The sequence below is a fragment of the Streptomyces sp. NPDC049915 genome (genome assembly GCF_040656475.1).
GTDB lineage: Bacteria > Actinomycetota > Actinomycetes > Streptomycetales > Streptomycetaceae > Streptomyces.
This window is the reverse complement of sequence record NZ_JBFAMH010000048.1, coordinates 1-23,249: the sequence shown is the minus strand read 5'-3', so window position 1 is coordinate 23,249 and position 23,249 is coordinate 1. Positions and strand designations below refer to the sequence as shown.

The window sequence follows — 23,249 nt, the reverse complement described above, 5'->3', positions numbered from 1 at the left end:
TGGTGAAGGTGAGGTCGTCGAGGACCTTCTTGACCTCGCCGCGCTGGACCTCGTCCAGCAGCAGACCCGCGGACGACTCGCCGAGCGACATGGCGGCTCGCTGCGCTCTCCGCTCAGTAAGCCTGCTGCGCAGGCTTACTGACGCTCCCTCCGCTGCGCTCCAGGAGCAAACGCCCTGCAGTCACGGAGTGTGGTCGGCCTTCGGCCGACCCGCGGCTTCCGCTGCGCTCCAGCCACCTCCTGACGCTGACGCGTCAGGAAGGCGTGCCTCGCTTCGCGTGGCACGCCCAGCTGGCAGCTCAGGAACTGGAGCGGGGTCGGGTGCAACCGGTGCCTGGGGTCACTCACTTGGCTCCCTCGGCGCCCGCTGCCGCGTGTCAGTCAAAGAGTTCAGTCAGAGTGCGGCCGGCGGGCGAGGACCCACGTCACCACAATCAAAGCTGCGGTGACGTACATGACGACGGTAGCGCTGGCCGCGGATTCGACATACTGCTCGTAGCCGTTCGCGCGGAGCTGGACCGTGAGGAATCCAAGCGCCGTTGCCAGCATCGCGATGGCGGCGGAGAGGGAACCGAACGGGATTTTCGGCATTGGTCTTCTTCCAAACTGCGAGACGACTGGTCGATACCGAGTCTACGTGTGCACCGTCAACTCCCCTTCGCCTACTTCCAGCAGTCCGCAGGTGGCGGCAGCGTCTCGCGGCTCTCCCCGAGTTACGCGGCCCTGCCACCTTCCCGACGGGCCGCCCGGTCCGGCCAAGGAGACGGGGCGCCTGTCACTGTCCTCTCATCTTCACTCCGGCTTCGGCTGCTTCAATTTTAATCCTGAGATAGACTCTGGATTCAAGGAAGGTCTCCGAGGCTGAGGAAAATGTACCGGCTGAGCACCCGGCGACTGCAACTGCTCAAACAACCCGAGCGACCGGCACAGCACCTGCCTAAGCTGGGGCTCGCGTAGCTCAACACGTCCCAGCCGCCTGCAGGTTTCTCGCCTTCCCACCGGCATGACACCTCCCGCCCAGCCACCAGGAGAAGGCAGATCGGAGCCGTAGGAATGGCAGCGAAGGAACTCCGTCCGCACCAGCGGGAAGCCGTTGACGCGATCCTGCGCCAGCTGGAATTCCCTGCACGATCAACTGTGCCCGAGCGAGGGGTGCGCACTCAGGTGGTCATGGCGACCGGCTCCGGGAAGACCCTCGTCGCCGTGCGGGCCGCGGAGGAGCTGCGGGCGGGTCGTGTGCTGGTGCTCGTGCCGTCGCTGGACCTGCTTGCACAAACCGAGGCCGCCTGGCGCGAGGGCGGGCGTACGGGGCCCATGATCGGGGTGTCATCCCTGCGCGGGGACGAGGCCGGCTTTCCGAACACCACGGACGTGGAGGAACTGGTCGACTGGGTCCGGCACTTCGACAAGGTCACGGTGTTCGCCACGTACGCCTCGCTGGGACGGGGCACGCTGGAACGCGCGCACAAGGCCGGCCTTCCGGGGTGGGACCTGATCGTGGTGGACGAGGCCCACCGGTGTTCGGGCCGGATCGGCAAGCCCTGGGCGGTCGTTCACGACAACACCCGCATCCCCGCCCTGCGCCGCCTCTACATGACCGCCACGCCACGGCTGTGGCAGCTGGACGAAGATGCCGACCAGGGCGCGCCGGGCGAACTGGTCGCGAGCATGGAAGACGACCCGGACGGGCCGTTCGGCGCCAGGTGCTTCACCCTGACGCTCTCAGATGCCATCGACAAGGGGATTTGCGCGCCCTACCAGGTGGTGTGCGTGGACATCACCGACACCCACCTCCAGGCCGCCCAGCTCCTGGGCGCCGAGGCCCGCTCGGACCAGGTGCGCGGGGCGCGTCTCGCCGCGCTGCAGACCGCGCTGGTGAAGGCATCCTCGGAGGAGAACTTCCGGCGCACGCTGGTCTTCCACCACGTCGTCAAAGAGGCCGAGGCATTCGCGGCCGGACTCCCGGACGTCGCCGCGCAGCTGCACGCCGCCGACCCTGAGCTGTACCCGCGCACCGTGTGGGCGAACTGGCTGTGCGGCGACCACAAACCGGGCCACCGGCGTCGTGTGCTGGACGAGTTCTCCAGAGGGATCGCTGCTGACGGCACGGTGGTGGAGAAGACGTTCCTCGGGTCCGTTCGCGTGCTCGGCGAGGGGGTCGACACCCGCGAATGCGACTCCGTGTACTTCGCGGACGTCCGCGGCTCCATGCCCGACCTCGTCCAAGCCGTCGGCCGCGCACTGCGCATCCAGCCCGGCGACGGCAAAATCGCCTCACTCGTCGTGCCCGTCCTGCTCGGGCCCGGAGAGAGCGCCGACAACATGCTCACCTCGCGGGCTTTCGGCGGCCTGGCCAAGCTGCTGGAAGCGCTCAGGGCACACGACGCCCGCATCGTGGAGGCTCTGGCCGAGCCCCAGGCGCCAAGCCGTGTCAGAGGCGTACAGAGCCGCAGCGGGGTGGAAGAGGAGGGAGCAGGGAGCGACCGAAGCGACCGACTCTCGGTGCCGGCCCGGGCTCTGCTGAAGTTCTCCACCCCCCGCGACCCCGCGCAGCTGGCCGCCTTCATCAACCTGCGCGTCCTCAACCCCGAACATGCCCACTGGCGACGCGGCATCGAGGCCGCCGTCATCTACAACCGGCTCCACGGCGACCTGAAGGTCCCCTTCACCTACCGCGTCCCCGGCGCAGGCGACCAGGCGGTGGAGGCCGAGGGGTGGCCGGCCACGCTCGCCGGGTTCCCCCTTGGGCAATGGATCGCCGATGCCAGGCGTGTCTACGCCCGCGGCGACATGGACGCCGACCGCATCGCGCAGCTGGAGAAGCTCGGCATGGTCTGGTCGCACTTCGACGTCGCATGGGAAGAAGGCCTCGCCGCCGCCCGCGGATGGGCCGCCGAAAACGGACACCTCCTGGCCCCGACGGACGCCACCTACAAGGGATACCGGGTGGGGCTATTTCTGAAGAACGCCAGGGCCGCCGCCCGCAAGACCGCCGACATCGAGCAACGGCGTGCCGAAGGACTGCCCGTAGCGTCGTCGGCCGGCGCCCTGTCGCAGGAGAGGCGCGAACAGCTCGAGGACATCGACCCCGCCTGGTGCCCCACCTGGCCCGTCGAATGGCAACGCTGCTTCCACCTCACCCGACAGCACCTCGAGCAGGGCGGCGAGCTGCCCACCAAGCCAGGCAACATCGTGCACCAGGGCGAAGACCTCGGACGGTGGGCACGCTCAGTCCGCCTCGGCTGGGACAACCTCACGACCGCACAGCAATGGCTATGCGAGCAGGTCCTCGGGATCGAGCCCGCCACCGAGGACGAGAAGCCCAAGCCACGGCGCAGCCAGGCCGACAAATGGGCGCTCAACCTCGCCGCCGCCACGCAGTACTACGAGCGCGAGGGCCACCTCCGAGTACCAAGGAGCCACGTTGAAACGATCACCGTCGGCGACGGGGAGCAGGAGATCCGGCTCGGGGCGTTTATCGGCAACCAGCGCAGCAGAGCCGCCACACTGTCGCCCGAGCGAGTAGAGCAGCTCTCCGCCATCGGCATGCGCTGGGCATAGGTTCGCGACGGGGACGGACTATGTACGCGATCCGTACGCCTACCTGACGCAATCCGTACGCGTGCGCGACAGGCAACGCCGGAAGACACGCGAGGCGGACACGCGAGGCGCGGGGGCTTGGGAGCAGCAACCGCCACCATGGTTGCTGCCCCCAAAAGCCACTCCGGTGGAGTCAGCCACTTTTACCGTACGGATCGCGTACGAAACGTTTACGGAGGTGGCCAAGATGCGGTTCTTACCCTGATGTTCCGTCTCTGCGGCACCTCCGTCCGGGCGCCGGACTGACAACCAGCGGGTCTCGGGATGACCCTCTGCTTGGGAACGAGCCGAGAGGCAGCTTACGACCGTTCCTGGGGAAACCAGCTTGCTTGATCCCGCTGGGTATCCGTTGCAAAAAGCGCCCGCAGGGGCCGGCGAACACGAGAGCGTGGTGGAGTGACCCATCACCCCGGCCTGCTGCGGACCGCTCCCCTGCGGGGAGAGACGACCTCATCGCTGATCTGCCGCATCGCGAGCCGCTACGGGATGGAAGCGAAGGTGTTGCGCTCGTGCTGGCACTGGCGCAACTACCCGCCTGGGCACGATGGCGGGGGCGCGCGGGCCGACGCCGAGGTGCTGCTGAACACAGCCGGACGGCAGCTCCTGGCAGACCTGTGCGGCGTCACCGAAAACGTCTTGGCGCGGGCGTTGCCGTCCTGGGGACAGGAGGACGCCAAGCTGCCCGCCGGAGAAGACCAAGTGCCGGCGGCGGCGTGGCGAATCGGCAGCGCGGTCGCCGGGCCGGTGGCATTCGGCTGCCGCCTGTGCACGGCCCGGCGCACCGGGGTGGCCGTGCGGGTCGTGCGGTACGCCCCGCGGTGGGAGCGGGTGTGCGTCCGGCACCGGCGGTGGCTGCTGGACGCGGACGCCAACCAGCCCCTCGAGCACCTCGACCTGCGGGATCTGCCTGAGGTAGCCGTGGCGCAGCGGCGGTGGGCCGGTGTGGCGCGGCGGGCGGTACGGGCCGGGGTTGAGCCAGCAAGGGTGTTCGCCCTGGCGCATGCGGTGGTGGCCCGGTGGTGGGAGCAGGCCCTGCACTGGGAGCGGGAGACGATCTGGCCGCGGCGTCTGCACCAGGTCGCGGGCGGTGACGCCGGGGGTGATCTGGAGCGGTGGCGGATCGTGGGCCGGGACGCGGTCGTCTTCCCCGAGGTGGTGGCCGTCGCCGACGCGCTGCTGGACCCGGCCATGGCCCAGCTGGCATGGGCCGACAGCGGCGCCGGACAGCCGCGGGCGCTGCCCGCCGACGGAATGTTCTGCCGCCGGCTCGGTGAGCGGGTCGGGAGGCAGTGGCTGGGGCCGCTGGCCGCGACCGACTACGGCGGCCCGCTGACCTCCTGGATGGGCGCCGTCATCCGCATCCGCCGCGGCGCCGGCGGGCCCCCCGGATACGACAATGACCCGTGGTGGCTGCGCCAGGAACACCAGCCCGCAACCATGGCCGGGCAACTGAGGGTGCTGGGCAAGGAGAAGAAAGCGCCGGGCTCGGGGACGATGTGGCGCTCGACCGTGCCCGCCGAGCAGCGCGCCCAGATCAGCAGCCTCGTCGACGGCGCTCAGGAGCAGCTCATCCAGCTACGTGGGGCGCAGACCGGTTCGAGTGCGGACGTGGCCCAGCATCTGCTGCGTATCCTCAGCCACAGCGCGGCCCTGCTCGAGAAGGCCCTGCAGCACACTGTCGTGGCAGCCGTGAACGCCGGGGTGCCGCCGCGGGATGTGGCCCAGTGGGCGAAGCTGCCCCCCGGCCCGTTGGCAGACGCGCTCAAGTCCTACCAGGACGCGGGCGACGGGTAGGCGCCTGCTCGCCGGGAATTGGGCGGCCCGGGACAGGTCTTTTTGGGGCGCTGGCGTGGTGGCCCGATGTTACCGCATCACGCGGCTCCACGTGATCGAAACGCCGAAACAGCTCTGGCCGGCAGCCGGGCCGGGTTGGCTGGGCCAGGTGAGCGGCAAGGGTACGGCGGCTGGGTCTGGCAGCAGGCCGGGACAGGTGGACGTGAACATCGGGGCCGGCTTCGAGGCGGTCTTCCTCGACCCCGTCGGGCGGGCGGTGCAGCAGCGGTGGGCGGACGCCGCCCTCGCGGTCGCGTTCGAAGACCTTGAGCCGGTGTCGGCGTTCCCGGTGGTGCCGGGACGGCGGTGGGGGCCGGGTCTGTGGTGGTCGGCCACCACCGGGCGGCATGTGGCCGCCGGATCGAACGCCATGCGTACGCAGTTGATGGCCCTGGACCGCGACCCGCAGGTCACCGGCATGGCCGGACGGCCGGTACGGCTGCTGTGGGGCGACCGTCGGGGCCAGGTGCGTTCCTGGGTGCCGCAGTTGTTCGCCCGCTACGCCGACGGCACCGCTCTGCTGGCCGACTGCCCCGGCCAGCCCGACAGCGGCGGCGAACGCGCCCTGAAGGCCGCGCATGCGGTGGCTGCGGCGTGCGCGGACATCGGCTGGACCTACCGGCGCCTGGCGCCGCTGGACGAAGTTCTGGCGGCGAACCTGAAATGGCTGGCCGGCTACCGCCACCCCCGCAACCAGGGCAGGCCCGGCCTGATGCCCGCAGTCCTCGAGGCCTTCTCGCGGCCGCGGCCGCTGATCGAGGGCGCCGAAGCGGCCGGCGACCCGATCGAGGTCCTCCCGGCCGTCTTCCACGCCCTGTGGCACCACACGCTGACGACAGCACTCAAGGCGCCGCTGCACGAACGGGTCATCGTCAGTCCCGGTTCCCTCCGCGAGGCCTGTGGCGCAGGGCCGGCCGAAAGCCGGCACGATGAAGCCGGCGCCGGGCGTGGCGAGGAGAGCCAGGGCTGCGTCCCCGCGGCCGAATGCCCGGGGTCAGGCGAAGGGCGCGGAGGGGCTTGCGCCGGGTGCGGGGAGGCGGTGTGAGCAGCGGTCGGCCGGTGGTGGCGGTCGGGTCTCATGTCCGCTTCCGCGGATTGCGGTGGCAGGTCGTTGCCCTGGCCGGGCAGTGCGTCCACCTGGCCGGCGAGGACGGCAGTGATGAAGTGGTGCTCGCCGGGCACCTCTTCGCCGATCCAGGCTTCGCCCTCCTGGGGGCAGCGGCGCAGCAGCCTCAGGCGGTGCCGCGGTGGGGGCTGTTCGAGACAGCCCCGGCCGCGGCGCGGGAGAAGGCGCTGGCCTGGCAGCGCCACATCCGGGAAGTCGAGTGCGGGTTGCCCGGCGGGCTGGGCAGCGGCGGGCCGGTGCGGGAGCAGTACGACCCCGAGCAGCACACGCTGGCCGAACGGGAAGGGGCCAAAGCAGCAGAGCTGACAGCGCTGGGCTTCGGCCGGGTGTCCCGTACGACGGTGCAGCGCATGCGCCTGGCCTACCGCAAACAGGGCCTGTGGGGGCTCATCGACCACCGCACCACCCGCGGCCCCAGCCCCACCGGACGAGCCGACGAGCGGGTCGTCGCCGCGGTCAAGGAGGCGCTGCGCCGCCAGCGCGGCCGCTCCAAAGGCACCATCAAAGGGCTGATACCGCTGGTCGCGCACATCCTCAAGGACCGGCACGGCGGCGCGGTGGCGATGCCGGCGCAGGCCACCTTCTACCGGCTCGTCCATCAGCTCGCCGGCCCCGCCGACCATCCCGCACGCCCGGTGCGCACCCCGCCCATCACCGAGGACGGACGAGGGCACACGCCCACCGTCGCCCTGCGGCCCGGAGAGCAGGTGCAGATCGACACCACCCGGCTCGATGTCCTGACCCTGTTCGACGACGGCACCCTGGGCCGGCCTGAAATGACGATCGCGGTAGACGTTGCGACGCGAGCGATCCTCGCGGCCGTGCTCTGTCCGGGCGGGACCCAGGCCGTGGACGCGGCCCTGCTGCTGGCGGAGATGGCCGTCCCCCACCCGTCGAAGCCCACCTGGCCCGACGCCCTGCGCTTCACCCACACCCAACTGCTCCCGCGGGCCCGGTTGCTGACGCTGGACAAGCGACTTCAGGACTCGGCCGCCCGCCCGGTCGTGATCCCCGAGACGATCGTCGTGGACCGGGGCAAAGTATTCCTTTCCAGGGCGTTCACCGCAGCCTGCGAGACCCTCGGCGTCAGCGTGCAGCCCGCCCCGCCCTACGCGCCCACCGCCAAGGGCATCGTCGAGCGGACCTTCGGCTCGATCAACACCCTGTTCTGCCAGCACCTGCCCGGCTACACCGGCTCCGACGTCACCCGCCGCGGGCGCGACGTCGAACGCGAGGCGTGCTTCACCGTCGCGCAGTTGCAGGACCTCCTCGACGAATGGCTCGTGCACTACCACCACCGCCCGCACCAAGGGCTGCGTCATCCCGTGTTGCCCAAGGCCGCACTGACACCGAACCAGATGTGGGCCGCCCTCATCTCGGTCGCCGGGTACGTCCCCGTCCCCCTCACCAGGGACGACTACCTCGAACTGCTGCCGGTGCGCTGGCAGGCCATCACCGAACGCGGGATTCGCCTGCACCACCGCACCTACGACTGCGACCTCCTGGCCCCCTACCGCGGGCAGCCCTCCCCCATCACCGCCCGCGGCGGGAAATGGGAAGTCCACACCAACCCCCACGACGCCCGCCAGATCTGGCTGCGCCTGCCCGACGGCACGTTCGCCGAGATCCCCTGGATCCACCGCGCCCACGTCCACCGCCCGTTCAACGAACAGACCTGGCAGCACATCCGCACCACCGTCACCCGCCACACCGACCCCGACAGCCTTGAGGCCGACCTCGCCGACGCCCTCGACCAGCTCATGCGCCGCACCCGCACCGGTAACGCCACCGCAGGCGAACAACGCCTCCTGGCCCGCACCCAGCCCGCCCGAACACCCCTGCCCCCACCGCGCTCCGAAAAAAGCCACCCGAGCGAAACAGAGGCCGGTGCCGGCCCGACCGGGCCCGGGACGGATACCGACAGCCTCGACGACCTCGACGAGGAACAGGACCTGGACCTGGACCTGGACGCTGAAGAAGACGACGCCGACGACGGCTCGCCCGCCGTCCCCTACACCGGACTCGGTCTCTACGACGCGCACGCAGAGGCCCTGAAATGGTGAACAGCCGCCCGCCCGCGACAACCGCCGATCCCGGCAGCAACACCACAGCCGACGCCGGCCGAGCGGGGCAGTCCACAGCGGACACGATGACCGCGTCATGGCCCGTGACCACCTGGCAGGGCTGGCACCACTTCGCCACCACGGCGCCACCCGCACCGTCCCAGCCCGGCCAAGAGCCCCGCAGCCCGGAGGAACGCCTCGCCTACCACTCCGCGTTCGTCACCGTCCGAACCCCCGCCATCGACACCCTCGCCACCAGCGTGCGCACCCTGATGATCCTCGGCCGCCACCAGACCACCACCGCACGGCCCTCACTGATCGTCACCGGCCCCGCAGCCGCAGGCAAAACCACCGCCCTGCTCCACGTCGGGCGCACCTGCCACCTCGCCCACACCCACCGCACCCCCACCCCGCCCGGCCACCACCCTCAGGTGCCGGTCGCCTACGTCCTCGTCCCACCCGGCGCCACCGCGAAGACCCTCACCGCCGAATTCGCCCGCTACCTCGGCATCCCCACCACCACCCGCATGACCCAGGCCCAGATCACCGACGCCGTCTGCCACACCTACAACACCGCCGGCATCCAACTCGTCCTCATCGACGAGATCCACCGCCTCAACCCCCGCACCACCACCGGCGCCCAAGCCGCCGACCTGCTCAAAGACCTCACCGAACGCATCCACGCCACCTTCGTCTACGCCGGCATCGACGTCACCGCCACACCCCTGTTCAGCGGCGTGCGCGGCGCCCAACTCGCCGGCCGCGCCACCCTCATCACCTGCGGCCCCCTCCCCGCCCGCCACGGCAACCGGCACCCCTTCACCGACGTCATCACCGACCTCGAAAACGCCCTCGATCTCCAGCACCACCGCCCAGGCACGCTCCCCCGCCACCACGCCTACCTCCACCAGCGCACCGCCGGCCGCATCGGCAGCCTCACCCGCCTCATCCGCCAAGCCGCCATCACCGCCATCTGCGACGGAACCGAACGCATCACCAAGAAAACACTGGAAGCCATCCAGCTCGACCACCTCGCCGAAGAAGCAAAGCGCCCCCGCACCCGCCGACCGTCCACACCGGCATGATGCGGACGTGAAGAAGACCAGGGATACGCCGACTGACGATAAGTTCGCTGCCGTCTGCGGCCAGGTGCGGGACGTCCTGATCCCCGCCCGTGCCGGCTACCTGGCAGGAGTCTCACCGCACTACGACGACGTCTTCCACGACGTCGTGCAACGAACCGAGCACGCCGGCAGCCTCGGGAAGACGGACATCGCGGCCCTGGTCGTCTGGAAACGGCTTTCCGCACAGACCCCGTGGGTATCGGCGCTCATGTCCCTGCCCAACGCACACGTGCGCGAGGTCACCAAGCGGGCCGTCACCGCAGTCCGCGACACCGCGGTACCGCGCAGTGAGGCTGCCCGCACAGGGCGCAGCATCACGTGGCCACACGCCAGACGGCCCCTACAAAGCTCCGACACCACAGACACGAAACCAGGCCCATGACCAGGCACAACACGACTGACCAGCCAAAACACACCCCGGACCATTAGACGCAGAAGCTACCCCCAACGCCCCGCCAATTCCCACTGCAACCCACACCACCCCAAGTCAGCCCCACCCCACCCCGCCAAACCCCATTCTCAACCAACACCCAACTCCCCAGCTCACACCACACCCAACACACCAACTACCCACCCCCGGATCGACACGCCCGATCCGGACCTCGACGCGCTGCGGTTGGAGCTCGCGCGTCTTCGGGCCGCGCGCGGGTGGAGCTACGACGAGCTCGCAGCCCGCAGCGGCCTGGCCAGACGCACCCTCATCGAGATCGAGCAGGGCCGCACCGTCGGCACGCTGAAGACCTGGCACGCCCTCGCCCACGCCCTGGACACGGAACACGAGCACTGGCGACGCGGTGGAAGCGGCCGTCATCTACGCCCGCGAGCACGGCGACTTGAAGGTGCCGTTCACGTTCCGCGTGCCTGCCGTCGGCGACCAGGAGGCGGAAGGCGAGGGGTGGCCGGCCTCGCTCGCCGGGTTCCCGCTGGGGCAGTGGACCGCTGACGCCAGGCGGTTCAACGCCCGCGGTGACATGGACGAGGACCGCGTCGCCCAGCTGGAGAAGCTGGGCATGGTCTGGTCGCACTTCGACGTCGCGTGGGAGGAGGGACTTGCCGCCGCGCGCGGGTGGGCCGCCGAACACGGGCACCTCCTGGCCCCGCTGGACGCCACCTTCCAGGGTACCGGGTGGGCATCTTTTTGAAGAACGCGCGTGCCGCCGCCCGGAAGGCTCAGGAGATCGAGCAGCGGCGTGCCGAAGGACTACCGGTGAGCTCGTCGGCCGGCGCCCTGTCGCAGGAGCGGCGCGAACAGCTCGAGGACATCGACCCCGCCTGGTGCCCCACCTGGCCCGTTGAATGGCAACGCTGCTTCCACCTCACCCGACACCACCTGGAACAGGGCGGCGAGCTGCCCACCAAGCCGGGCAACATCGTGCACCAGGGCGAAGACCTCGGACGGTGGGTACGCTCCGTCCGCCTCGGCTGGGACAACCTCACGACCGTCCAGCAGTGGATGTGCGAACACATCCTCGGCATCCAGCCCGCCACCGACGACGAGAAACCAAAGCCACGAACGTCTCAGGCTGAGAAGTGGGCGCTCCACCTCGCCGCCGCCCGGCAGTTCTACGAGCCGCACCCCAGGAGGGGCTCAGTCGCTCTGGGGCGTAGTCTTCGATTCTTCGCGGGTGCGGGGCCGTTCCGACTCTTCCTCTTCGTCGGCCTGGTCGGGTTGGTCCGAAGCGCCACTGCTCCACGCGACGGGCGGTGTCGGCGCCGTGATCGTCTGCGGTTCGTCCGAGCCCAGGTGGACGCTCGGCTGGGATCCCGGTGTGTGGGACGTCTGCACTTCGTCATTGGAGTTCGTCATGGAGTGTGTGTTCCCGTCGTTCTCATTCGAATGCTCTGATCAAGTTCAGCCGCTGTCATCGTCATGCCGCCGGCTACGGCGGGCTGGCGTAGCGTGGGGCCCGTGACGACGCCTTCCGAAGCAGCCGGGCCCTGCCTGCGGTGACCGCTTGCGTTCCGCCGGCGGCAGCAGCGCAGACCTGGACGCAACCAGCGCCATCGACTCGGACATGGAACACCTCCCACACCGTTAACCATGGACCGTACGGATAGCGTACGGTTGCCGTACGTGTTGCGTACGGGATGCGGGTAGGCGTTGATGCTGGAATCCTGCCCTGTGTTCCGTCCTCGCGGCACCTGGGTCTGCCCTGGCCTTTAGTCGAGGGCCGCAGCAAGACCTGTACGCGAACATCGACGACCTGCGCCCCGACGAGAGCGACCTCGACGACTTCCTGCTCTCCTCCGAGGCCACCGCACACACCGAGGTGACCGAGGAACTGGGCAGCTGGCTGCTGGACCGCCTGCCCGACTAATCCCGCCTGCACCATGGCCGGGTTTTCGACCACCGGTAGGTTCCCTTGGGGAACGTCGGACGCAATCACCCCTGCCAGACGTCGGCCACCCAAGGGGCCAACGCACTGGCCTGGGTGTGGCCCGCGCGGGCGGCAGCCGGCCGGCGGGTGTCGTCCGCCATGTTGCGGCCCATCATGCGGCGCGCAGCGCGGTCCGGGGACAGCAGGAAGACACGCGCTCCGTCGTCGGACAGTTCCGCGGCCTGCTGCGAGGCGCTCGGGTGCGGCCCGACCGCCCGGGGAATCGGCACGACCGCCAGTACCCGGCGGTACCCGCGTGCGAGCTGAAGGTTGGCGGTCGAACGACTGCCACCATCCATCCAGCGCCGGCCCGCCACGGTGACCGGCGGCCACACGACGGGTACGGCGCAGCTCGCCGCGACCGCTTCGAGGAGTGTGGCTCCAGAGTGCGAGTGGAACACCTCGGTCTGTCCGCTCTGCGCGTCGACCGCGGCGATCCGCAGGTCCCACTCGGGCCAGTCGCGTACGTCGCCCAGGAGCGCGCCGACCGTGTCGAAGACGTCTGACTCCGGGCCGGTCCGGGCGCGGAGCGCTGCCCGGGCGAGGCGTTCGATGGACCGCTGGGGATCGCGGGAGCCGAGCGCCGCCCAGAGGAAGCTCGCCGTCTGGCGCGCTGTCACCGGCAGCCGGACCGCGTCTGCTCCGGAGAGCTGGCGCTCGTAGAGGTCCGCGGCCGGGACGCCGGAGCGGAGCCGGGATCCGAAGACGGCACCGGCGGAGGTGCCGATCACGACGTCGGCGCTGGCGAGATCGAGCCCGGCCTCGGCGAGCCCGGCGAGCACCCCGGTCAACCAGGCTCCACCCACCGGTCCGCCGCCGCCGAGCACGAGTGCGGTGCCGAGCATGCCTTCCCCTCCCCCTGAACGACCGCGGATGCCCCACCCGCGGGAAGCAAAGCGGGGAGTGGTCCCCGTTTACTCGGCCGACGATAGCATCCGTACCGGGGGACGCTCCCCGGTACGGGGCAAGGAGAGGGAGACATGATGGGCAACCGTTCGCCGGTAGGGCGCCGTGATGCGCTGCGCAACCGGAAGCTGCTGACGGACAAAGCCCGCGAAGTCTTCGCCGAACAGGGCCTGGACGCCCCCCTCGATGTGATCGCCCGGCGGGCGGGCGTGGGCAACGCCACCCTCTACCGCCATTTCCCGACCCGTGCCGCGCTCGTCGACGAGGTCTTCCGGGATGCACTGTCGCAGACCGCAGCAGCAGGCGAACGGGCACGAACCGCCGGGGACGCATGGACGGGACTGACGCAGTACCTACGGACAGTGTTCGCGGCCCTGGCCGCAGACCGCGGCACCAACGACCTCATGACCACGAACCTGGAAGGCGTCACTTCCCTGCAGGCGATCCACGCCCACAACCGCGAAACCATCCACGAGTTGCTCCGGCGCGGTCAGGAGCAAGCCACCATCCGCCCCCATGTCACCACCGAGGACCTCCTCTTCGCCCTGGCAGCACTGGGCAGGGCTGTACCCGCACTCACCACGGTCGCCCCCGATGCCTGGCTCCGTCCGCTCGCCCTGCTCCTCGACGGCCTTCGCACCAGTCCGGCCACAGCCCCGCTGCCCGCGCCGGCCCTCACTTCCGACCAGCTTGGCAAGGTACTGCTCAACCTGGGCCCCCACAGGCGGCGTTGAGAGGCTCCCGACTTACACGGCTGCCCTGCAAGACCAACCCTTCATCAAGAACTTCTCCGCCTCGGGCGTCGCGATCCAGTTGGCGGGCCCGCAGGACGGTCAGGCAGGCGTGGGCGGCCATGGCCAGCGTCATGTGGCGGTGCCAGCCGGGATAACGGCGAACCTGGTAGTCGTCCAGGCCGCACTCCTGCTTCGCGGTCTGAAAGCATTCCTCCACGGCCCAGCGGCTGCCCGCGATGCGGATCAGCTTGTCCAGCGTGGTGCGGCCGGGCAGTAGGCGATGTAGCAGGCGGCCGCGTTATAGCTGATACCAGTCGTCGCCACCGGCTCGGAGCGAACGGCCGAGGTAGTCCTGCAGGTTGTTGGCGACCCATCGACGACTGTCGCTCTCGTGCTCCCAGACGAAGATGTCGGGGCGCTCGGGCTTCTGCACGAAGGCGAACTGGTCGCCGCCTCCGTTGTCCCCGAAGAAAAGGAAGGCGTCGAACGTCATGTAGAGCTGCGCGAACGTCTGGTCGGACCACAAGAGCAGGTTCCTCTCGACGATCTGATCGATGGGCCAGACGGTGTCCACGTGAGTCTGCCCGATTACCCCGTTGCTTTCGAGGAGCAATTGCCGAAGCTCTGCCGGCAGCATTCGCCTGAGTCGCGTCTCCGCCGCGACGAGATCGGATGCCTGGGCCGGTTCCCGGAAGCCCACGCCGGGAAAGACCGCTGTCGCTGCCTGTCTCCACATGATCCGGAGCCTAGCCAACCACCTCCAGGGCGCCTGTACTGCATCGGCGGTAGCAGATGAGCATGCCGGCGATGTCGACGAAGGCCAGGAAGTGTTCGGCCTTGCGCTCGGAGCGTCGGTGCAGGCGAAGGCACCCGTTCAGCCAGGACATCGTGCGCTCAACCACCCAGCGGTGCCGGCCCAGGCGGCCGGATGGCTCGATGTCTCGCCGGGCGATGCGCGGCACGATCTGCCGGCGCCGTAGCCATCCGCGCAGGTGGTCGAAGTCGTAACCCTTGGAGGTGCTTCTGTCTGCCCTGACGGCCATCTGCACGGGTGCCGCCTGTCGTCACCGTTCCGTCACAAGTAGTCGCCGCACGAAACCCTGCCGCTCTCCCGCCCTGTCTGCACTCACGTACCACGACCACGCGTACCGCGGGGCAACAACCGACGACCGAAACCCGCGGACGAGACGACTCAGGGGGACGACAGCATGCGTCACAGCAACGGCATTCGCAGGGCGGCTCTGGCGACGACGGCGGTCACGGCCGTCGCGGCGGCGGTGACCGGCATCCTGCCCGGCACCGCCATGGCGGCGAGCACCACCACCTCCACCCCGCCGCCCGCCTGCCCGGCCTCCGCCCTCCAGGTCAGCGCTTGGCAGGCCGCCCACCGGCCCGTCGGGACCGGGACCGGGGCGGCGGTCGTGCAGTTCACCAACGTCTCCCGAAGGACGTGCGTCCTGACGGGCCATCCGACGGTCGCGGGCGCCGGCAACGGCTCCCCCGCCCACAACACCCCGCTCACGCTCACCCCCACCGGCAAGGCGGCCACCGTGACGGTCCGGCCGCACGGCAAGGCGTGGGTGAAGCTGACCTTCGTCCAGGTCCAGGGGGAGGCCGACGGCTACTGCGTGTCGGGCAAGGACCCGGTGACGTATCCGACGATGGTCATCGGGCTGCCGCACTCCGGGAAGCACCAGGTCGCCCTGAACGACGGGGTGTGGGCCGAGTGCGACAACAAGGTGACCGTCACCCCGGTCTCGGCGGTCAAGCCTTCCTGACCCCCCGTCCCCACAAATCGAGCAGCCTGCCTGACGATCACAAGGCTCTGACCTGCGCGTTTACGAGGAACTGCACATAAGTGCAGGTCAGCGATTCAGCGCACCTTCGGTGCGCTGAATCGCTGACCTGAGGTAATCAAACTCCGATGACACAAACTCACGCCCGTCAAAGTCCGATGCCATACGCTCAAGACCCAGTGGCACGGGACACCTCCCTGGCCGGTCGTTGACTGGTCACCCGCCATCCTAGAATCGAACATGTGACCGATTCAGCTCCGACGCGCCTGACGCTGCTCCGCTTCCTGGAGCGCGTGCAGGTCCGCGACCTGGAACGCACCCGCCGGTGGATCGTCGAGGAAGAACGCCGCGAGGCAGAAGGGAAGCGCGGCCTGGCCGCCCGACCCCTGATCCGGACTGGCTGAACCAGTACGGCCTCAACCGGAAGAACGCCGACTGGGTGCACACCGGCGACTGCTGGGCGGCCACGAAGAGCGGCCGATGCCACCCGGCCACACACGCCCAGGCCCTGGAGGCACTGCGCCAGCAGGTCCCCGCATGCGCACATTGCCGCCCCGACACCGCCCTCGGCCTCCTCGACTGATCCCCTCACACTGAGGACACCGCGCCCTGGCCGAAGGGCCGGCACATCCCCGGGCCCCATGTCCTGGCGCAGCCGTAGGAGCCGGACCGGGTGGCGCCACGCCCCCCGCTCCCGCGCCGTGTCCACCGCGATCTCAGCGACCACGCCCGGCTCGACCAGGACCACGTCCAGCGGCGTCCTCGCTCCCCACGACGTCGTGAAGCGCATGCCCTCCCACGCGTGCTCCGGCCCCGCCGGCCGCAGACGCCCGGCCAGCTCGCGCGCGGCATCCGGGCGCAGCGGCGTACTGCGGGCAACCGGGTGCAGCTGGCCGGTGTCGTCGTAGCGGCCCAGCACGAGCGTCTGCGGCCTCACCAGCGTCCCCGTGATGGCACCGATGACCGCTTCGGTCGTGTCACGGCGGCGCACCTTGTAGAGCGCACCGGCGCCACGCAGATAGCGCTGCTCGCTCCCCCGGATGATCAGTCCTTCCACGCCGGGGACCTGGGTCCAGGACGTGAGCCATTCCTGCGCCGTAGCCGGATCGTCCGTCTCCGGGCACAACGTCCAAGGAGCGCGCAGATCGAGGTCGGTGAAGAGCTGTTCCAGGCGGGCACGGCGCTCGGCATACAGGACGTGCAGCAACTCTTGGCCATCGGCCTGGAGGACGTCGAAGACGATCAGGTGGGCGGGCAGTTCCTCCGCGAGGCGGGGCGCGCTGCGGTGGCCGGCAGCCGCACGCCGCTGCAACGCCCCGAACGACATCCGCTCCCCCGCCCACACGACCAGCTCGCCATCAAGGACCAAGCCATCCGGCAGATCCGCGGCCGCGCGCACCAGCTCGGGGAAGCGGGCCTGGGCCTGGATCAGGCTGCCCCGGCGCGACTGAAGCCGCGCCGGGCCGGTGAACAGCAGGCGCGGTAGCCGTTGGCTCTGTTCGCGAGAACGGGCAGCAGCTGTACACCGGTTTGGGAGGCAGCCAACGCCCGCGTGTGAATCAAAATGTTCACGGGTTCCGACAGTACGGATGCGGGGCGGTTGCCTTCAGGGGCGCTGCATCATGGCGGTCGGCGGCTGTTTAAGGTCACGTGTATGTCGAGGACCACACCGCCGCGCCCGCTCGATGTCGAGGCGCTGTTCCCGGAGCTGTCGGCCTACCGGGGCACCACCACTCGGCTCCATCCGCGCCCCGGCCGACCGGACGTGGCGGCCAGTTCCGTGGGCGGTCCGCTGCTGTGGCCGACGAGCGAACCCTGGCCGATGTGCACCGAGTCCCAGAGCCACGTGCGTGGCCGACGCCCGGCGGATATCCGCCGGCAGCGGCAGGTCCTGGCCTCCGCATGGCTCCGCCAACCGAACCCCGGCCCCACGGACGAGGAACGGCAGATGCTGGAGGAACTGGACCAGGAACATCGCATTCAAGAGGCTGCTGCGACCGATCCACTGCCACTGATCGGCCTTGCACAGCTGTACCGCAGGGACATCCCCGACCTTCCGGCCGGGCCGGACGACTGCGATCTGCTCCAGGTGTTCTGGTGCCCCTTCGACGCGCACGGCCCAACCGGCTACGGGATGCTGCTCGACCTGCGCTGGCGCCGGTCGTGGGAGGTCACCGAGGTGCAGACTTCACCCCCGCAGCCGCAGGTCGTCGGCTTCGAGGGGTACGTGCCCGAGCCGTGCGTGCTGCACCCGGAGCAGGTGGCCACCTACCCTTTCGCCGGCCTTCTCCCGGAGAACCTGTGCGCCCGGATCGACGCCTGGGAAGAAGAGCTGGAGGAGGAGGCCGAGGAGATGGCGGACGAGGACGCCGCAGCGGTGGTCGGCTACCAGTACGACCTGTCCATCCCACCAGGCTGGCGCGTCGGCGGTTTCGCCTCCTGGCACACCACCGACCCGTCCCCCATGAACTGCCGGACCTGCTCGACACCGATGCACCTGCTGCTCACCATCGACAGCTCAGAATGGGACGGCGGCAGCGGCAGCTGGAAGCCACTGGAAGAACAGGACCTTCCCACGCACCGATCCGCTACACCGACCGAGGTCACCGTGGGCCGCTGGGGCGAACTCAACATCTTCGCCTGCCCTGAAGAGCCCAGCCACCCGCACCGCTGGAGCATCCAGTAGGCCGCTCGGTCATGACCAGTGCACGTGCTTGAGGGAGTCCGTTTCCCCGGACCGCGTTGTCTGAGTGGCCCTGCGTGGCTGACGCCCGAGTGCCGTCGGTTCTCGTGAACATCGAACGTGGCACAGTCCGGGTGCCTCCCAAACCACTGAACAACCACTGCCCAAACCCGTGAACAAAGCCAAGCCGTCGAACTTCGGCTGAAAGAGCAGACGGCCCGGCAGCGCGCCGGGCGCAGGCACCGTGGCACGGGTCTGCGCCAGCATCGGCTCCACCGGCGGCCGCAGCACCATGCGTCCGGTCTACGGCCCGACCGCCGCCCACGCGACCGGACGCGGCCATCCACCCTCTTCACCGACGCCGTGGATCTGGGAGGAGCGACTGAACCACGAGGTACTCGTATCCCGCCGACGACCTAAGCGGTCGTTCACCGCACCACCAGGTGGCGTCGGCGGCATACGATTTATGCTTCTTTTAAGAAGCGCCTGCCCGTCAGACAGTCTCGGTGCGTAGAAGTTCCAGCCCCGTGACGGCCGCCATCTTTCCTTCGACCTCAGGGTTGCTGTTGTTCACGTAGACGAGAGTCTCATACTCCGTGAAGGCTGGCTCCGCATACTCGCCGTCCTCATCACACGCGTGAGTCTCCACAGAGATTTCCAATCCCGCCGCGCCGCGATGAAGGAAATACTCCCCCCCGCGATACGAGCTTTCTCGGACCTGGAAATCCACATTCAGATTCCCCTTAAGGGACTGAGTGACGTCCAGCATTCGCAAGCTCCGCGAGCCATATAGCGTGAAGCGGGCAGGCATTACCTCTCCAATCGTTCCCGTGTTACGGCGTGACGACAATACTAGGTGAACGTGACGTTGCATCCTGAACCGAACGGTAGATCATGAAGTTCACCTCACGATTTGCCCCGTCAGTGAGACTTTCGCGTAGCTCAGCCAGCCCCATTTTCTGCAGATCTGCTCCCTTCAGCGGACCCGTGCGCGTTCCTCCCGATCGCAGCGGAATGCCAGCCTTCTTAGCTCTAGCTAGGAGCCCCTCGCCAGTGAGAGCAACATCGAAGTCACTGTGCGGCCCGAACGGCTTGCCGGTGCGATAGCTCTTGCCCGTGACCGAACTTCCCTGGAACACGGCAGTTACTCCATCACGCATTCCAGCTTCACGAAGCCCTGAATAGATCTCGTTGCCGAAATTGCGAAATTCTGAGGCATTGGAGAACCCCATGGGGAAACGTCTCGGCCCAGGCCTCGGCATTCCACCTTCACGGGCTCCGAAGATAGCGGCGAGAGCAGACGGAACCTCATAGGCATCGCTATACGGATCATACCCTTTACTCGCAGCCCAATTATCGAACTGAGTGCCATAGTTGCATCCAGGCGCTCCGGCTTCGCCATCTCCGCGGCAATCACTATCGAATGGCCAGGCGAAATATTCCGCCATGTGCGGGATGTTGCTCATGAGCCCCAGAAGGACGCTCGTAATGGCCTTATCTGCGGGACCTTCAACAACGCTGCCAACGCAGTGCCCATAGGCGCAAGCGAGGACTTCCCCGTCGCTGTTATATAGCGTTTGCCCGCTACTGCTCGTTTTCGCAGTTCCGCCGCAGGTGTAATAGCACCCGTTCTTGCCTACCGTACCCTTAGGCTTGCCAGGAGTGCTACTCGAATTTCCGTTATTACCCTTAGGGTTGGGCACGCTGTGTCCCGTGCCGTCGTCCAGCCATAGCCCCGTGGGGTCGCTGGACGTGACAGGGGTGTTGTTGGCGTAGGCATAGCCATTGAGTGACTGGTGCTGGGTGGTGTCGAGGACCGGGTCGACGCTGATGAATTGGCCGACCGATGGGTCATATTCCCGGGCACCGACATGTGTTAGCCCTGTGAATTCGTCGGCCGGCTTACCGAGGAAAGCCTTGTCGTCGGGCCAGTTGATGGCCTTGGTTCCTCGCGGCGCACCGAACGGGCTTGTGTAGCGCTTTGTGAGCGCATAGGTGCCAGCTGCCATGGCGATGTTGGAGGTGCCATGGTGGTCGGCTGCCAGGAAGACGAGCTTGGAGCCGGGGACGCCTGCAGTTGCCGTGCGGACGGCGATGGTTTGACCGCTAGCGGTGTAGTACCGGCTGCCGGTCAGGGTCTTGGTAGCGCCCTTCTCTGTTAGCCGGACTTCCGTGTTGGCCACGTACAGGACGGTGTCGCCGTCGCCCTTGGCCCTGCGGATGAGGAGTTCGCCGTCGGCGTCGTAGAGGTAACTGGTCTCTTTGGTGCTTTCGGTGAGCTTGGCGAGCTCGCCTTCGGCGTCCCACGTCAGTGTCTGCTGGGCAGTGGGGCCAGGGCGGGAGGTTGTGTTGCCAGCCTCGTCGTAGGCGTAGGTGGCGGCTCGGGTGCCGGTCGTTTTGTCGAGTGTGTGCGGCTTGGTGTCCGCCGGATCGTCGTAGGTGTAGGTGGTTGTCTGATCGCCTGCGGAGGTGTGCTGTGTCTCTGTCTTGCGCTGGCCACCCTGGGTGTACGTATACGACGTCCAGTAGGGGGCTGCGCCGTCAATGTTGCTGCCGGTGCGACCGGTGGTGGCGCAGTCGGCGGTTTTGGGGGTCCAGGCTTCGGTCAGGCGGCGGTGGCCGTCGTAGGTGAAGCACTGGTAGTCGGGCTTGGCCGTACCACCGAGGGTGGTGGTGTCGAAGATGGAGGTGACGTTGCCGGCGGAGTCCTGGGTGAAGTTCAGGTCTTGCAGCGGGTAGCTCTGGGCGTCCGTTTTGACGTAGGGCATCCGTTGGGGCGGACGCCCCCTCGCAACAGCAGCCTGACCAACCCTGACGCGGCAAGCACGGCAAGCTGTCTCTCAGCCTTCCCGAGGCTCGACTGCGCCAGCTCTCTGGGCGCCTGAATCCTTGCGCGCCGCGAGCAGGAACAAGACAGCAGCGGCGGCGATGAAGCCGAAACCGACGCTCATGCAGGCCATGACCGCCTCGAAGGAGGCGTCGGCAATCCGGGGGATGCCGTTGACGAGCATGAAGGCGTAGATGCACAGAAGGCCGTAGGCACGAAGCCGCATCCCGCCCTGTCGCTTCCGCATCCACGGCGGTGTCCAGCCTGCCAGGATCGCCACCGGCACCGGCAGCACGAGCGCCGTGGACACTGCCAACGCTATCCAGTGGTACAGCGGATTGCCGTTCACTGAACCGCTCCGGGTTCGGTAGAGACTCGATCATTTGAGAGGCTCGAGTCATGGCACGTCCTTCCCAGTACCCGCTTGAGCTGCGCCGTCGTGCGGTGCGGAGGGGTCGCCGAGGTGCGGCCCGACTACGACACCGAGTGGGCCGCGATGAAAGCGGTCGCCCAGAAACTGGACATCGGCACGACCGAGACACTGCGCAAGTGGGTCCGTCAGGACGAGATCGACACCGGAACCCGGCCGGGGACGACTACGGAGGAGTCGGCCGAGCTGAAGCGGCTGAAGAAGGAGAACGCCGAGCTGAAGCGGGCCAACGAGATCCTGAAGGCCGCGGCGAGTTTCTTCGCGGCCGAGCTCGACCGGCCACACACACGCTCGTAGCGTTCACCGACGAGCACCGGGACCGCTTCGGCGGTGTCGAGCCGATCTGCCGTGTTCTGACCGAGCACTCCTGCAAGATCGCCCCTCCACCTACTACGCCCACCACAAACGCCGGGTCAGGCCGTCGGCCAGGACCGTGCGGGACGCCGAGCTGAAGGAGCGGATCAGCGAGGTCTTCGAGGCCAACTACCGTGTCTACGGGGCGAGAAAGATCTGGCGCGAGCTGAACCGGCAGGGCCACGGCGTGGCCCGCTGCACCGTCGAACCTCTGATGCGCGAGCTCGGTATCGTCGGCGCGGTTCGCGGCAAACGCGTGATCACCACGATTCCCGGCGGGCAGGTCGAGCGGGCCCCCGGACCTGCTGGACCGAGAGTTCGTCGCCGGCGCACCGAACCGCTGCTGGGTCGCGGACTTCACCCACGTGAAGACCTGGGCCGGTGTCGTCTATGTCGCTTTCGCCGTGGACACCTTCTCCCGCCGGATCGTCGGCTGGTCAGCGGCCACCATGAAGGAAACGGTGTTCGTCCTCGACGCTCTGGAGATGGCGCTGTGGCAACGCGGCCGCGACCAACACCCCATCTGTCCAGGAGAGTTGATCCATCATTCCGATGCCGGGGCGCAGTACACGAGTTTCCGGCTTGCCGAGCATCTCGACCGGGTGGGTATCGCTGCTTCGATCGGCTCGGTCGGCGATGCCTACGACAATGCCCTGATGGAGAGCACGATCGGTCTGTTCAAGACCGAGCTGATCAAGCCCCGGTGGCCGTGGAAGACGCTGTCCGACGTCGAACTCGCCACCGCCGAGTACGTCGACTGGTACAACCACCGCCGACTCCACGGTGAGATAGGCCATATCCCGCCCGCCGAATACGAGAACAATCACTACCTCACAACCACGAATCCCCAGGTCACAACCAACATCTGAGATCTCTACCGAACCCGGAGCGGTTCAGTGTCAGGCAAGTCAGGCAAGTTGTTCGACGTCGGGTAGCGCGGCGAGCCGCCGACAGGGGTCAGGCCGTCGAGGACGTCGACGACGAACTGGGACGCGGGGCATAGCTTCGAACTCGTCTCGTGAGTCGTCGCTCAGCACCGTGTGCGTATCAGGTGACGGATGCAGCGATGGCTGGGCCCGCCGGTCAGTCGATGCCTTCGATGATGCGGAAGTCGCGCTCGTAGCCGTCGGGGAGGGCCACCAGCGCCTTCTGGTATGCCTCGCTCTCGTATGCCGCGACGGCCTGTTCAAAGCTGTCGAACTCGATCAGAACGACGCGTTGCGTGATTCCGGCCTCGTGGGCGACGACTCGACCGCCACGGGACAGGGTCCGCCCGCCCGCAGCCTGGACAGCCGGACGGGCCAGCTTGTTGTAGGCAGTCAGCCTCTCAGGGTCGGAAATGGCGGGGTAGACACTGACCCAGTAGCCCTTAGCCATGGAAACCTCCTGTGTTCG

19 protein-coding genes and 6 pseudogenes are annotated in these 23,249 nt (G+C 68.3%); 15 read left to right on the top strand and 10 right to left on the bottom strand.

The genetic code is table 11. The annotated features are described in order from the left end of the window. Window positions 1-390 precede the first annotated feature (390 nt). A complete protein-coding gene (locus AB0J12_RS38205) occupies window positions 391-591 on the bottom strand; it encodes an SCO3870 family protein (RefSeq protein WP_363269404.1) in 201 nt (66 codons plus the stop codon). 462 nt (window positions 592-1,053) lie between these two features. Here AB0J12_RS38205 and AB0J12_RS38200 point away from each other — a divergent pair, with 462 nt between their 5' ends. The 9 genes and pseudogenes from AB0J12_RS38200 (at window position 1,054) to AB0J12_RS38160 (ending at window position 11,592) form a co-directional block, all read left to right on the top strand. After that, window positions 1,054-3,561: a Helicase associated domain protein gene (locus tag AB0J12_RS38200; RefSeq protein ID WP_363269403.1), complete on the top strand. Its 2,508-nt coding sequence runs from the start codon at window positions 1,054-1,056 to the stop codon at window positions 3,559-3,561. A gap of 435 nt (window positions 3,562-3,996) precedes the next feature. Continuing rightward, window positions 3,997-5,394, top strand: a complete 1,398-nt coding sequence (locus AB0J12_RS38195) for a DNA-binding protein (RefSeq protein ID WP_363269402.1) — start codon at window positions 3,997-3,999, stop codon at window positions 5,392-5,394. A 202-nt stretch (window positions 5,395-5,596) separates the two neighbouring features. Further along, the gene (locus AB0J12_RS38190) at window positions 5,597-6,478 is read left to right on the top strand and encodes a TnsA-like heteromeric transposase endonuclease subunit (protein WP_363269401.1); all 882 of its coding nucleotides are present in this window, start codon (window positions 5,597-5,599) and stop codon (window positions 6,476-6,478) included. Continuing rightward, window positions 6,475-8,622 carry a Mu transposase C-terminal domain-containing protein gene (locus AB0J12_RS38185; RefSeq protein WP_363269400.1) on the top strand — a complete coding sequence of 716 codons (2,148 nt, stop codon included), beginning with the start codon at window positions 6,475-6,477 and terminating at the stop codon, window positions 8,620-8,622. Before AB0J12_RS38190 ends, AB0J12_RS38185 begins: the two co-directional genes overlap by 4 nt. Window positions 8,623-8,708: 86 nt before the next feature. Next, a complete protein-coding gene (locus AB0J12_RS38180) occupies window positions 8,709-9,707 on the top strand; it encodes a TniB family NTP-binding protein (RefSeq protein WP_363269398.1) in 999 nt (332 codons plus the stop codon). A 7-nt stretch (window positions 9,708-9,714) separates the two neighbouring features. Further along, window positions 9,715-10,128 (top strand): hypothetical protein, encoded by a 414-nt coding sequence (locus AB0J12_RS38175; RefSeq protein WP_363269396.1) that lies wholly within the window; start codon window positions 9,715-9,717, stop codon window positions 10,126-10,128. 198 nt (window positions 10,129-10,326) lie between these two features. Next, window positions 10,327-10,521, top strand: a pseudogene (locus AB0J12_RS38170) (helix-turn-helix transcriptional regulator); the annotation flags it as partial. Window positions 10,522-10,540: 19 nt separating this feature from the next. Further along, window positions 10,541-10,888: a helicase associated domain-containing protein gene (locus tag AB0J12_RS38165; RefSeq protein ID WP_363269395.1), complete on the top strand. Its 348-nt coding sequence runs from the start codon at window positions 10,541-10,543 to the stop codon at window positions 10,886-10,888. After that, the gene (locus AB0J12_RS38160; RefSeq protein ID WP_363269393.1) at window positions 10,873-11,592 is read left to right on the top strand and encodes a hypothetical protein; all 720 of its coding nucleotides are present in this window, start codon (window positions 10,873-10,875) and stop codon (window positions 11,590-11,592) included. The genes AB0J12_RS38165 and AB0J12_RS38160 overlap by 16 nt, the downstream gene beginning before the upstream one ends. A 537-nt stretch (window positions 11,593-12,129) precedes the next feature. On the opposite strand, the gene AB0J12_RS38155 is transcribed toward AB0J12_RS38160, so the two are convergent. Then, window positions 12,130-12,969 (bottom strand): patatin-like phospholipase family protein, encoded by an 840-nt coding sequence (locus AB0J12_RS38155; RefSeq protein WP_363269391.1) that lies wholly within the window; start codon window positions 12,967-12,969, stop codon window positions 12,130-12,132. A 138-nt stretch (window positions 12,970-13,107) separates the two neighbouring features. On the opposite strand from AB0J12_RS38155, the gene AB0J12_RS38150 reads away from it, so the two are divergent. Continuing rightward, complete coding sequence (locus AB0J12_RS38150) at window positions 13,108-13,764, top strand: helix-turn-helix domain-containing protein (protein ID WP_363269406.1); 657 nt, start codon at window positions 13,108-13,110, stop codon at window positions 13,762-13,764. Here the strand turns inward: AB0J12_RS38150 and AB0J12_RS38145 are convergent. From AB0J12_RS38145 to AB0J12_RS38135, 3 genes and pseudogenes are all read right to left on the bottom strand, one after another. Further along, a pseudogene (locus AB0J12_RS38145) lies at window positions 13,736-14,014 on the bottom strand (hypothetical protein); the annotation flags it as partial. The gene AB0J12_RS38150 and the pseudogene AB0J12_RS38145 sit on opposite strands and share 29 nt — an antisense overlap. 48 nt (window positions 14,015-14,062) lie before the next feature. Next, entirely contained in the window at window positions 14,063-14,500 is a 438-nt protein-coding gene (locus AB0J12_RS38140; RefSeq protein WP_363269389.1) for an SMI1/KNR4 family protein, read from the bottom strand. Between the two features lie 10 nt (window positions 14,501-14,510). Further along, window positions 14,511-14,777: pseudogene (locus AB0J12_RS38135) on the bottom strand (transposase); the annotation flags it as partial. A 195-nt stretch (window positions 14,778-14,972) separates the two neighbouring features. On the opposite strand from AB0J12_RS38135, the gene AB0J12_RS38130 reads away from it, so the two are divergent. The 3 genes from AB0J12_RS38130 (at window position 14,973) to AB0J12_RS38120 (ending at window position 16,143) form a co-directional block, all read left to right on the top strand. Continuing rightward, a complete protein-coding gene (locus tag AB0J12_RS38130; RefSeq protein ID WP_363269388.1) occupies window positions 14,973-15,542 on the top strand; it encodes a DUF4232 domain-containing protein in 570 nt (189 codons plus the stop codon). 260 nt (window positions 15,543-15,802) lie between these two features. Continuing rightward, window positions 15,803-15,964: a hypothetical protein gene (locus AB0J12_RS38125; protein WP_363269387.1), complete on the top strand. Its 162-nt coding sequence runs from the start codon at window positions 15,803-15,805 to the stop codon at window positions 15,962-15,964. Window positions 15,965-15,999: 35 nt separating this feature from the next. Further along, a complete protein-coding gene (locus tag AB0J12_RS38120; protein ID WP_363269386.1) occupies window positions 16,000-16,143 on the top strand; it encodes a DUF6233 domain-containing protein in 144 nt (47 codons plus the stop codon). Between the two features lie 465 nt (window positions 16,144-16,608). Here the strand turns inward: AB0J12_RS38120 and AB0J12_RS38115 are convergent. After that, window positions 16,609-16,959, bottom strand: a pseudogene (locus tag AB0J12_RS38115) (ATP-dependent DNA ligase); the annotation flags it as partial. Window positions 16,960-17,214: 255 nt separating this feature from the next. On the opposite strand from AB0J12_RS38115, the gene AB0J12_RS38110 reads away from it, so the two are divergent. After that, on the top strand, window positions 17,215-18,246 hold the full coding sequence (locus tag AB0J12_RS38110) for a hypothetical protein (RefSeq protein WP_363269385.1): 1,032 nt from the start codon (window positions 17,215-17,217) through the stop codon (window positions 18,244-18,246). Window positions 18,247-18,736: 490 nt separating this feature from the next. Here AB0J12_RS38110 and AB0J12_RS38105 read toward each other — a convergent pair whose 3' ends face one another. The 3 genes and pseudogenes from AB0J12_RS38105 to AB0J12_RS38095 all read right to left on the bottom strand — a co-directional run bounded on the left by AB0J12_RS38105 (window position 18,737) and on the right by AB0J12_RS38095 (window position 21,419). Further along, window positions 18,737-19,012, bottom strand: a complete 276-nt coding sequence (locus tag AB0J12_RS38105) for a hypothetical protein (RefSeq protein ID WP_363269384.1) — start codon at window positions 19,010-19,012, stop codon at window positions 18,737-18,739. Between the two features lie 961 nt (window positions 19,013-19,973). After that, window positions 19,974-20,972 (bottom strand): annotated as a pseudogene (locus AB0J12_RS38100) (RHS repeat-associated core domain-containing protein); the annotation flags it as partial. A gap of 111 nt (window positions 20,973-21,083) precedes the next feature. Next, window positions 21,084-21,419 (bottom strand): hypothetical protein, encoded by a 336-nt coding sequence (locus AB0J12_RS38095; protein ID WP_363269383.1) that lies wholly within the window; start codon window positions 21,417-21,419, stop codon window positions 21,084-21,086. Window positions 21,420-21,469: 50 nt separating this feature from the next. On the opposite strand from AB0J12_RS38095, the pseudogene AB0J12_RS38090 reads away from it, so the two are divergent. Then, window positions 21,470-22,723: pseudogene (locus tag AB0J12_RS38090) on the top strand (IS3 family transposase). A gap of 214 nt (window positions 22,724-22,937) precedes the next feature. Here AB0J12_RS38090 and AB0J12_RS38085 read toward each other — a convergent pair. Further along, on the bottom strand, window positions 22,938-23,231 hold the full coding sequence (locus AB0J12_RS38085) for a DUF1330 domain-containing protein (protein WP_363269405.1): 294 nt from the start codon (window positions 23,229-23,231) through the stop codon (window positions 22,938-22,940). Window positions 23,232-23,249: the final 18 nt, after the last annotated feature.